This is a genomic window from Methanolobus sp. (assembly GCF_016278385.1).
Classification (GTDB): Archaea; Halobacteriota; Methanosarcinia; order Methanosarcinales; family Methanosarcinaceae; genus Methanolobus.
This window is the reverse complement of record NZ_JADQBY010000050.1, coordinates 1-2,560: the sequence shown is the minus strand read 5'-3', so window position 1 is coordinate 2,560 and position 2,560 is coordinate 1. Positions and strand designations below refer to the sequence as shown.

General features: G+C 36.1%; 1 protein-coding gene. It reads right to left on the bottom strand.

The features are described from left to right. Window positions 1-1,195: 1,195 nt before the first annotated feature. Window positions 1,196-1,978, bottom strand: coding sequence for an epoxyqueuosine reductase (locus tag QZZ23_RS14520; RefSeq protein ID WP_292471589.1), 783 nt, complete (start codon window positions 1,976-1,978; stop codon window positions 1,196-1,198). Window positions 1,979-2,560: the final 582 nt, after the last annotated feature.

Genomic DNA, 2,560 nt, shown 5'->3' with positions numbered 1-2,560 from the left:
CCTTCTCAACAGCTGCTATTACAACATCGTTCTTGCATGTGATAACAGCATCTGAGAGTTCTTTGAACATTTCTTCTTTGCTAATGATAATACCTCCACACCTTTTGTCTTCAGTTGATAGTAAAAAAACTGGAACTTGAAGAGCAATCAGTTATAGTAAAGCATAAGAAGAAAACGTATATATCATAAACTCAATCAAATATGTCTAATGTATGTGAATTCATTAGCACGAGAAAAATGATTGGTTACACTTGAATCATTACAACGCGGTTATAATCTTAGAGTATGATTAAAATAGACTATTAGAATTGAAATGAATTCTACTCTAGTAACATGGTCTTCATGTGCCACGGAAATTCAAAAATAATGGCGTACCGTGAAAATCTACAAAAATGAACTTGAATACGAACAGACTACGGGATAAGCCAAAAATAAATTAGATACTTATGATGGCTGAGGAAAATATCTAACAGATTTTAAAAAGAGTCTCTGTAGAAATCCTATTTGAAAAAACGGGTGGAACTGATCTTTGTCTGTTCATTTGTTTTTATGGGGAGATTACGAGATAATTTTGGTGAGAGTTGGAGATTTTTGGAAATAAATAAGTGCTAAACACCAGCATTTTCAGAAATTTGTACCATATGCATCGAAGCAAGGCCTAATTTTCTATAAAATATTAGGATTCTTAAAGAGATAGGCCCACAGACCGCCAATTGCCAAAGTTTTAACCAATTGAGTACTATAGGGTAGAGGGTTAGTCATCGCATAGATGAAAAAACATCCAAGAGCACTAATAACAAAAGTAGAGAGAACGAGATCTTCGATTTCCATTTTTACACCAAGTGAGAAGTAGGCAATAAAGCCAGTTTTTAAGTTCCCTATTTCTTTCAAGCTTAGAATATTATGCTCTAATAGCACTTATCGTATAAAAGAATTAGCAAATTTATTGTATCCAAACTTTGTCAAACTTCCACTAAAATCAGAATCATTGGGCGTAAGTTGCATATAATACAGTACCATGAAACACATATCAAATCATTTTTAAATGACATTGTTGTCCGAATATTGAGGATTTCTACAGAACCAAAATATCAATATAACAAAACCAATTATGAATCTATAATGGAGGCAGAAAAATGTCTAAGAGAAGTTTCGAAATAAGCTTCTCTTAAAATAATGTAAATTGTTCTTGACCTCAAGAAAGTCCTCTTTTTCTGGGAACAATGTCCTCATCTACAGTTTTTCCATAGGGACATGCAAGATTACATATAGTACATTCCATAAATCCACGTTCTGTTATTCTGCGGATATGCGTCTCCCATTTATCCAGTATATCCTTTTCAAGCTCATGGGATACCACACATTTATCGTATATCACTTTTTCACCGGGACTGACTCCCTGCGACGGACCTGGAATGATTGCACCATAAGGACATGATTTTACACATAAGGACTCTTTCTGGCACAAGGGTTGCTCTGCACAAAGGTCCCGTAGGAATGGCTGATCCGGTGTAAGTTCAAGTGTTGTCAGTAAAGCTACCCAGCGCACTCTGGGACCATATTCAGGAGTTATTACCTGCGTATTGTGACCTATGAAGCCAAGGCCAGCCAGATAAGCTGCCACTTTTACATGAACTGAATGTGTTGGAACCGCCTTGACACTTTTTTCATCCCATAGCCAGCTGGCCAGCCTCCAAGCACGCGTTTCCACAGTTTCGTAATATAAGTTATAATACTCTGCTTCCCCTCCACTGAAATCACCAGTCCCGGGAGTACTTATTGCAGCGTTCATACCTTCGTCCCATATCACCATTCCCATGACTATAAGAGATTTCGCATCATCCATTAGTTCAGATGGTCTTACAAGTCCTCGTCCGGATGGAAACTCCACATCCTCCAGTTTCTTTATGTCTGAAACACCAAAAAGTTGAAACCCGTTCTCCATGGCTTTAGCCTTTATTTCCTCTTTCAAATCCAATGTTTTCCTCCTGCAGAACTTTTCCTGCACATTAAAAAGGTCTCTGGTAATATATAAGAAAAAGCTAGTACAATATTTGGTACCCATGATAATCTGCAATATGTATGATAATTTGCAATAGATATGAACAAAGAGTGGACGAGATAAGCATCCATTGATCTTTGAAAGCCCAGAAATCTTCTGTTGTCATTAGGAAGAATTTGAAATCAGGACAATTAAAAGTAATATTCAAATTAACATCAGGAATAAGAATCATAGGAATTCTACTGAATCTAACTATAAATCTTATTACAAAAAGATGACTATAGAGCAATTGTTACATGGTTGAAGATAAGATTCAGGAAACTAGCGAGTAAATATGAAAGACTAAAACTTTTTTAAAGGACTATTACATGTTGCAGGCTTTATTAGATTTCTAATAAATTCAATGTCACAAACTGTATTAAAAAATAGCTTCTCCGGGTAGAAAAAGGATGACTACTCACATGAAGGATTTGACCCGGAGAAGTAATAAATATCAATATTTATGACTCTTTGCCATCTCTACCATTGCCTGGAGGTTCTCGGTTGGAGTCTTGCTCA